The 8,733-nt window shown below is 43.3% G+C and carries 7 protein-coding genes and 1 tRNA gene; 4 read left to right on the top strand and 4 right to left on the bottom strand.

All coding sequences use genetic code 11. The features are described from left to right. Nucleotides 1-17 precede the first annotated feature (17 nt). Nucleotides 18-941, top strand: a complete 924-nt coding sequence (locus CAG69_RS21355) for a histone deacetylase family protein (protein ID WP_006743279.1) — start codon at nucleotides 18-20, stop codon at nucleotides 939-941. A 192-nt stretch (nucleotides 942-1,133) separates the two neighbouring features. Here CAG69_RS21355 and CAG69_RS21350 read toward each other — a convergent pair. From CAG69_RS21350 to CAG69_RS21340, 3 genes are all read right to left on the bottom strand, one after another. Further along, nucleotides 1,134-1,224: transfer RNA gene (locus CAG69_RS21350), tRNA-Ser, on the bottom strand. Between the two features lie 154 nt (nucleotides 1,225-1,378). Further along, the gene (locus tag CAG69_RS21345) at nucleotides 1,379-3,187 is read right to left on the bottom strand and encodes a DUF3413 domain-containing protein (protein ID WP_161446139.1); all 1,809 of its coding nucleotides are present in this window, start codon (nucleotides 3,185-3,187) and stop codon (nucleotides 1,379-1,381) included. A gap of 22 nt (nucleotides 3,188-3,209) precedes the next feature. Next, nucleotides 3,210-3,437, bottom strand: coding sequence for a YejL family protein (locus tag CAG69_RS21340; RefSeq protein WP_005380722.1), 228 nt, complete (start codon nucleotides 3,435-3,437; stop codon nucleotides 3,210-3,212). A gap of 85 nt (nucleotides 3,438-3,522) precedes the next feature. On the opposite strand from CAG69_RS21340, the gene yejK reads away from it, so the two are divergent. The 3 genes from yejK (at nucleotide 3,523) to CAG69_RS21325 (ending at nucleotide 7,188) form a co-directional block, all read left to right on the top strand. Further along, nucleotides 3,523-4,521 carry a nucleoid-associated protein YejK gene (yejK, locus tag CAG69_RS21335; RefSeq protein WP_161446137.1) on the top strand — a complete coding sequence of 333 codons (999 nt, stop codon included), beginning with the start codon at nucleotides 3,523-3,525 and terminating at the stop codon, nucleotides 4,519-4,521. An 82-nt stretch (nucleotides 4,522-4,603) separates the two neighbouring features. Then, the gene (locus tag CAG69_RS21330; RefSeq protein ID WP_161446135.1) at nucleotides 4,604-5,920 is read left to right on the top strand and encodes an Hpt domain-containing protein; all 1,317 of its coding nucleotides are present in this window, start codon (nucleotides 4,604-4,606) and stop codon (nucleotides 5,918-5,920) included. Between the two features lie 104 nt (nucleotides 5,921-6,024). Next, nucleotides 6,025-7,188: a chemotaxis protein gene (locus CAG69_RS21325; RefSeq protein WP_161446133.1), complete on the top strand. Its 1,164-nt coding sequence runs from the start codon at nucleotides 6,025-6,027 to the stop codon at nucleotides 7,186-7,188. A gap of 88 nt (nucleotides 7,189-7,276) precedes the next feature. Here CAG69_RS21325 and nhaC read toward each other — a convergent pair whose 3' ends face one another. Further along, nucleotides 7,277-8,710, bottom strand: coding sequence for a Na+/H+ antiporter NhaC (nhaC, locus tag CAG69_RS21320; protein WP_005396525.1), 1,434 nt, complete (start codon nucleotides 8,708-8,710; stop codon nucleotides 7,277-7,279). Between the last annotated feature and the right edge of the window lie 23 nt (nucleotides 8,711-8,733).

Here is an 8,733-nt window from a genome sequence, read left to right as displayed (position 1 = left end):
GTTATTAAGAATTTCTCATGCTGCCATTTATCTACCACCCGATTTATTCTCAACTTGAGTTGCCAGAGGGGCATCGTTACCCAATTATGAAGTACCAGTACCTCTATGAATCGGTATTGGTACATATGGAGAAAGATAACTGGAAAGAACACGTGCAGTTTTTCCAGCCAGAAGCACTGACTGTTGAGGAAGTAAAACGTGTTCATGACCAGGAATACGTCGACTTGCTAGTGAATGGAAACATGCCAGCTGCGAAGATGCGCCGAATAGGTTTTCCTTGGAGTGAGTCTCTCATTACCAGAACGCTAACTTCAGCAGCGGGCACGGCTTTGACCGCAAATAAAGCACTTGAGTATGGTGTTGCCATTCATTTGAGTGGCGGGTATCACCACGCACACAAAGAGTTTGGCAGTGGTTTTTGTTTATTTAATGACTTAGTGATCGCGGCCAGGCAAGCGCTCGAAGTCGAGCATGTCGATAAAGTATTGATCATTGATAGTGATGTTCACCATGGGGATGGAACAGCAACTTTGTGTCACGATGAGCCAGATATCATCACGCTTTCTTTCCACTGTGACAAAAACTTCCCGGCTAGAAAGCCTCAGTCTGATCTAGATGTGCCTTTGGTACGAGGGACCGGTGATGAGGATTTTTTAATGGCGTTTAAGGAAGTGGTCGATATGGCGCTTAATCTTCATCGTCCTGATTTGGTTATCTACGATGCTGGTGTTGATATACATCAAGACGATGAGTTGGGATATTTTGATGTTTCGACGCAAGGGATTTTAGAACGTGATAGATTTTTAATGCAAACAATGAAATCGCGAGGTATCCCTGTCGCAGCTGTCGTCGGAGGTGGATATCGAACGAATCATGCAGACCTTGTCCCAATCCATTTGCAGCTCATTAATGCCGCTAAAGAAGTTTTTGTTGGTAAGTAAATACAACTAGACGTGAGTATCAACCTGATTAAAAACGGGACACTGAAACGAAAAGGGCGCTAATTTTCTAATGGGCTCTTTCTGAATGTTGCGGAGTGCTTAGTTGTGTTCAAAGAAGGGATTTGTACTAATCTTTTCAATTCTGGATATACGAAAAAGCCCGCTAATTTCTTAGCGGGCTTTTTCTAAATGTGGCGGAGAGATAGGGATTTGAACCCTAGATACGCTATTAACGTATGCCGGTTTTCAAGACCGGTGCTTTCAACCACTCAGCCATCTCTCCGTTGTTGAGGCGCATAATATAAGGCTTTGAAAATGTTGTAAACCCCTAGTTGAACTGATTGGATGTTTACTGCGCAAATTTGTGGTTTGTGTTGTTTAAATAAACAAAAACTCCCCAAAAAGGGGAGTTTGAATAGTATATGGATTGCTAGGTATTAATCGTTTTTAGAATAAAAACGCTGTAACTCAGTTAAACCTTGCATCAAAACTGGCAACTTCGGTGCATCATCTCGAAGTCGTTTGTAATTTTTGTCATACAACTTGTAGTTGCCAAACTTATCGATCACTGTGGTTTGTGAGCTAGTAATTAAGGCAAGCTCACGAGTGTCACCCGCTAGGATCCAACGGCGACGACTTTCGTCAAATAGGTTACGACCACTACTGTAATCATATGGGTTGGAAGATACACCGAGCATATCCTGCAACAACGTGACCGAAAGGTCCAAGTGGCTTGTGCTGTGATTAAATTCACCAGCCAACATTCCTGGCCATTGGATTACCATAGGAACTTGTAACTGATAACGGCTGTAGTTGCTGTTTGCGCCCCAGCTGTTCGTATTGGTTTCGTTAAACTCACTACCGTGATTAGAAGTGATAATCACGATGGTGTTTGTCAATAGTCCATTTTTTTCAAGCTCATCAATAATACTAGCGACGGTTTTATCCGCTGATTTCACCGCATATTCATAAGCTTTTTTGAAGCGATCACTTGCGGACATTTCTTCGTCATTATTTGAAGGGATCGATTCAAAATTATCAACGGTGGTGACTTCGATGTAACTAAACCATGGTTGACTCGCTTTCTCTGTTAACCATGTATTCCAGTTCGCGATAGATTGTTTATCGGTATGAGCTTGCGTGCCATCTAGGTCTTCCGCTAGTTTTAAGTCGCGGAAAATAATCTCTGAGTAGAGATCATCTTCAAACCCACTGCCACTGAATAAACCAAAGTTGTAGCCCTGATCTTTCAGTACATCGAGTAACACCGGCGAAGCACCTTGCGCCTTGATGCTTGAAGCGTAACTGGTTGGTAAGCCGTAGAACAAACCAAAAGCCCCGTAAGTATCATTACTTGAACTGTAATGATTACGGAAGTTCTGATTGTTTTCGGCAAACTCATAGAGGTTAGGCATCTCTTCTGGATTCAGCGCGTCTGCACGCAGGTTATTTACGCTGATCATCAACACGTTGAGCTTATTGACTCGACGGTTAAACTCTAGCTTTTCTAGAGGGTAATTGACTAACTCTACGTTGCCTTCATTTTCCGCTAAGCGTTTTAGGTATTCCTCACGGTCAAGTAGACCATGTTTTTCCATAAAACTCTTTGCCGTCATCGGGTAAGACAATGGGAAGTTTGAACGCTGACTGGTAATTGGGTTGTAGAAGTATGCATCTGCCCAAATATAAACCAAATGGCTGGTCATAAAACTGAGGAAAAATACAGCTGCTAGAGGACGTCCTACGTGCTTATGAGAAAGTTTGCGCTGTTTTCGCCATACCCATTCGGATAGAGCGAGCTGAATAAGGAAGATCAGCGGCATTACAACAAACAGATGTTGAAGATCAGTGCTGAGTGCACTTTTATCTTCGCTGAATAGTAACTCCCAAACGACAGGAGTTAAGTGCAAATTGATCGACTGATACGCTTGGGTATCAATCAATAATATGGTTTGCCCAACGGTCGCGAAAATCACTGCCACCAAACGGAACAATTTCCGCGATGGCAGGATAAACGTTAACGGGAATAGAACGAGCAAGTAAAGCGCGAAAACTAGAAAGCCAAAGTGACCAACCCAAGAAACCGCCAGATAAAACTGACCAAGTAACGTCTCGGGCCAAGGAGACTGAACAATGTAGCGTGTGCCTATCAACATCGATGAGACGATATTGAAGAATGCAAACCAGTGACCCCAACCAACCAGTCGAGATACACGTTCGCCGTATGAGTTTCCGCTGTCTACCATGTATGTGTTCTATTGTCCGTTATTAGTGTGTTTTTGGTGTTTCTAAAGAAGACATCAGCGCCTGAGCAAATTTTTCAGCAATCGCTTTGCGTTGTGAAGCAGCAACACGTTGATTTAAGACATTGGTTGCGATATTTCCGGCAATCATTAGCGTCAACTCAGGAGAAGCAGCGTGTTTTTCAAGAACTGTTGCTACTTCAGCAAGAATTTTCTCTACTTGCTCGTCAGTATATTTAGATGTAATCGGCATAAAGACTCTAATAATGATAGTAAAAGCAGCTTATGATAACCTACAATGCCCATCAACTAAAACCTTGTAGCAAGATAAAATCACTATGAGCCTTCATCTTTCAAACGTTATTCTGCATCAACTGTGCAAAAACGATCAGGACGAGCTAGTTGTAAACTTTCGTCCAGCATCATTAGAGAACGATGCATCTACTGAAAACTTAGTCGCTGAGCTTCACCGAGTATTCCATTCTAAAGCTGGTAAAGGTTTTGGCTCTTTCCAGTCAGACAGCGAATTTCAATTTTGGCTTCAAGAAAAGCGCAAAGGAGAGCGAGATTTTTACGACTTCTCACAAATTAGTGCAAATCGCTTGAAAGAAGAGTTGATTAAGTACCCATTTGCGGATGAAGGTATTTTGGTTTTCGCTGAGTATCAGAGTTTAGCAACGGACTACTTGTTCATCGGTATCTTACCAATGAACCAAAGTTTAAAAGTGACCGAAGGTTTGGACATCAGTGCGACGGATTACCTAGATATCACCAAAATGGATATTGCGGCCCGCATTGACTTGTCGAGCTACGACACTGACAAGGAATCTAATCGTTACTTGCAATACATCAAGGGACGCGTCGGCCGTAAAGTGGCGGATTTCTTCCTAGATTTCCTGCAAGCGGACATCGGCTTAGATACTAAACAACAAAACTTAGTGTTGATGCAGGCAGTGGATGATTTTTGTGCTGACTCGAAGCTAGAAAAGCAAGAAGTGAACGAGTACAAGAAACAAGTTTACGATTACTGCAATGAGCAAATTAAATCCGGTGATGAGGTTCAAATCTCAGAGCTTTCTGGAGAGCTTCCTCCAAGCCAAGATGGCACAAGCTTTATGGATTTCACCAAAGAGCAAGGGTACGAACTTGAAGAATCTTTCCCAGGTGACCGTGCGACGGTTCGCAAACTGACTAAATTTGTTGGCGCTGGCGGTGGCTTGAATATTAGCTTTGATAGCCTATTGCTTGGCGAGCGTATTTTTTATGACCCAGAGACGGATACCTTAACGATTAAAGGTACGCCACCAAATCTAAAAGATCAGTTGAGTCGCAACTAAAACCATATCGTCAAATTAAGAGAGCCAATGGCTCTCTTTTTTTATGTGAATAAGAAACATCCATAGTATATGCTTGTAATTAATGGAGATATGCGAGGGGCGAGTGTTGCTGAAGCTAAAAGAAGGAATTAGGCGGTTTGTTTGGTTCTGGTTCGTTTTATGGTGTGTTTTAGCGCTAGGGATTTGGTTGCAAGCCAAACAAACGATTCAAACCATTTCAACGGTGAATGAGCTAGGAAGCAAAGTCGAAGAAGTCAGACATTTTTTTAACTTCGATCTGCCTTATCGTGTTAAGCACGTCGACCAAGTTTCACTAAAACTTCAGTTAGCCTATGCAGTTCGCTTACAGCTTGAAAGTGAGTTTTCTGAAGGAAAAATCACACCAGATATTACTCAATTGCTTTATGCGACCGATCGATTTTTAGAAAGTGCTCGAGCCTTTGTAGGAAGTGACAGTGAGCTAGTCTCATTAGCCGAGCAGTTGCGAAGGAGCCGTGCCCGAGCTGAAAACTCTGAGCAAATTCAATCAATGTACTATCGCTTAGGCGCACTTGTTTTGGAGTCTATTTTTAGTGACTCAGCAACGAATAGCGATACTTATCGTGATTTAGACCGACTTTTTATCGAGTCGGACACGCTTTCTCCTCAAGAGCGAAGTGCTTTTCAGCGTCAACTTGCCCAGACTTCAAGCGCGCTATCTGCCAAGGCGCAAGGCAGCTATCTAGTTAATCAACTGCTTAATCCTGATTTCCCGAACCAGTTAACTTCGATAAATGACCAGTTGGAACAAAAGTTGATGACCTTTGTTACTTGGTTGTCAGTAATCAGTGGTTTATTTCTTTCTCTTATTTCATGGGGGCTTTTCTCCCAAAGAACCGTTCAGCCGCTAATACCATCAAGAGCAGAGGATAAAGAGTCTGAGCAAGTTGGTGGGTCTTACGTTGTTTTTTCTGCTCAGTCCGAAATCTCTCAAAGCAGCCAAGTTAACGAACAGAGCCCTAATGAGCCGAACACATCGCAAGTGGAAGTCGTGGAACGTGAGCCGTATATAGATATCAATAAGATGCTGGACTCGCTATCGGGAGATGAAAGCGCGGTGCGAATGTTACTTGAAGTCTTTATTCAGGATCACTCTGGCGATGGTTCAAAAATGCATCGGCTATTAGAAGAAGATAAAGAGCAAGCGCAAAGAGCGGCTCATAGTCTTAAAGGGGTGTCGGGAAGTTTAGGGGCAATGCGATTGCACTGCATTTCGGGTGATATTGAACTGTTGATTAAACAAGGGCAAAAAGTGCCGGAAGAGAAACTGACACGTTTAGATGATGTCCTAAAGCAAACCATACTTTTCGCTAACCACGTTCTCAATAGTGAAAAGATACAAGAAGCGCTAACAGATTGATATTGCTCTGACTTACAATCATCAGAGTTGGGGTATTAAAGGCCCGAACTATATGGCTTAGTTCGCTTTATTCCTGTTCCATACAATTTGTTAAAGGTACTTTCATGTCCGTTCGTCGATTGTCTTCAATGATGTTGATAGGGTTGGTTGTGATGCTTTCAGGGTGCTCCCTGTTAGAAGTGAAAATCGAGAGTCAAACCGTCCCTCTTACCAAACAAGAGCTTAATATGCGTCTCCTGACTCGTGAGTATGCGCAACAGTTTTTTGCTCAGGTAGAGCAAGCTGCTGATGCATTGCACGATCAATATGAGCCGCATGATAAAGTCCATCAATCTTATATTTTGCTTTGGAAGATAAATGCTGAAGAAGGTCTTCAAGCCGCAGCATACCAAGTCTCGCCAATGGCAGCACTGATTGATACTTGGACTTTTACGCTACAGATGGATCAATTCTTTACGACTGGCCCTGGTAATGAACTGTTTGCGACAGAGGAGGCAAAGTTAGTTTCTGCTCACTTAGCGAAAGAGGTGGATAAACTGGCTCAATCTCTGTTGAAACAAGAAGCGTACATCAAGACACAAGCGTTTGTTGCAGAGTTCGTTAAGCAACATCCATTCGCGGACTTAAGTATGATCAGGACGCCAGCTTACCGCGGGTGGTTAGATGCGAATCAAATTAGCGAGGAAGAGGCAGTGACTACGCTAGGTACAATGCCAGAAGCATTAGGGGATGTCTCGGATCGTCTAAGCCTTGTATCAGAACAGACCCCCAAAATTATGACTTGGAAGGCGCAGTTATTAGCATTAAATAGCTCTGCCAGCATCGAAAAAGTTAATGCTGCGCTAAATAGCTTACAAGTTACGGCTGATTCGATGAAGGACTTTATTGATAACAACCCAGAGTACATGCGCTATTTAGCAGAGCAAATGGCGGTAGAGTTACAACCTTTGGTTGATGATATTGACCAAAAAACGCAAGCGCGTTTATCTCAATTGGGTGAGGAGCGCCAAGCTTTAGAGCTGATGGTAGCAAGAGAGCGCCAAGAAATCGCGCAGATCATTACCCATGAGCGTGAGAAGTTTGCTCAAGATATGGACCGAGTCTCGCAGGAAGTGGTCAGTTTAGCGATGACCAAGCTGATTGAGCTCGTTAAAAGTACCATTATCTACTTCATCTTGTTTATTGCCGTTATATTCTTTGCACCACTTGGCTTGGGCTATTGGTTTGGTAAGCGTGCAGCAGTGAAAACGCAAGTCAAACAAAGTTAACGTTTGGTTGAGATATAAAAAAGAGCGCTCATGCGCTCTTTTTCTTTGTCTTTCACTCAGAAGAGAGATTCTTCCTATCTATGCGAACTCAAGCGGTTTGCTGCTTCAGTTCACCTTCTGCTTGTTCAACTGCTTCCGCCGTTGGTTCGCATTTATCAACAAACCAACCCATGTAGGAACTGATGATGGTCACAATGATACATACAAAACTTAGCCACATGAACGGTGCATAAGACAGTGTCGCAACACCCAGAATACTTGCCATGTAGATACCGTTGTCACTCCATGGAACCATACCAGATGTTAATGTGCCGCCGAACTCTGCGTTACGAGACAAGTTCTTACGTTTGTAGCCTAGGCGATCGTAGTTCTTCGCACAGATTTTTGGTGTCAGGATAAGTGAAACGTACATCGCTGAACCAAATACGTTCCCCATAAAGGCTGTACCGATTGTACTTGTTGCCAGTGAACCTGCACTTTGAACGCGTTTTTCAAACAGCTTAGCGATAGTTTCTAACACACCCACTTTATCTAGTAGACCACCAAAACCAAGGCCGAATACGATAACTGCTACCGAGCCAAGCATTGAAGACATGCCGCCACGGTTAAGAATTGAGTCAATGAAATCTACGCCTGAAGAAATCGCAAACGGAGCCCAAGCGGTGTTGAACGCGGTTAGGAAGTCTACATCTTGAATCATTACTGCCCAAATAATACCGAGCAGAGAACCAAAACTGATCACTGGGAATGAAGGCATACGCATTGCTAGAAGTGACAATACGATGATCACAGGAACAAATGAGTAAGGCGTGATGTAGAATTGCTGCTCCATCGCTTTAATTACAGAGTCTACCTGGCTCATGTCAACTTGACCTGCGTAGTGGAAACCAAATGCAGTAAACATAATGCCTGTAATAATGTAGCTAATGAGTGCGATCGGCAGCATGCCTTTAATATGTTCCATTACTTCAACGTTAGACATAGATGAAGCAAGGATGACGGAGTCCGATAGAGGCGACATTTTGTCACCAAAGTAACAACCTGAAAGCACCGCACCAGCTGTAATTGGTGCAGGAACGCCAAGGCCTTGGCCAATACCCATCATCGCAATACCGGCAGTACCAGCAGCGCCCCAAGAGGTGCCAGTCGCTAGCGCAGTCAATGAACAGATGATCATGGTTGCTAGCAAAAAGATAGAAGGGTGAATTGCTTTAAGGCCGTAGTAAATAATGGTTGGAACAATACCACCAGAGATCCACGTACCAACAAGCGCGCCAACGGCAAGAAGAATTAAGACGGCTCCAAGTCCATTGGAAATGCCATTTAGTGCAGCTTTTTCCAGATCTTTGTACTGATGACCAAGCTTAATGCCTAATATCATGATAATGAACCAACCGATGTACAGCGCTAGCTGGATCGGTAGGTCTAGCTTGGCAGTGAACGAAAATGCCAGCAGTAGAAATAAACCGAGCGAGATAAATACCTGTATCAAGCTTGGTAGGCGTGGTGTAACTTGCTTCATATGTGCCTCTGTCAATCTTGGAG

Source organism: Vibrio sp. V43_P6S15P86 (genome assembly GCF_009904725.1).
In the GTDB taxonomy this organism is placed as follows: Bacteria; Pseudomonadota; Gammaproteobacteria; order Enterobacterales; family Vibrionaceae; genus Vibrio; species Vibrio diabolicus.
This window is presented reverse-complemented; position numbering and strand designations above follow the sequence as displayed.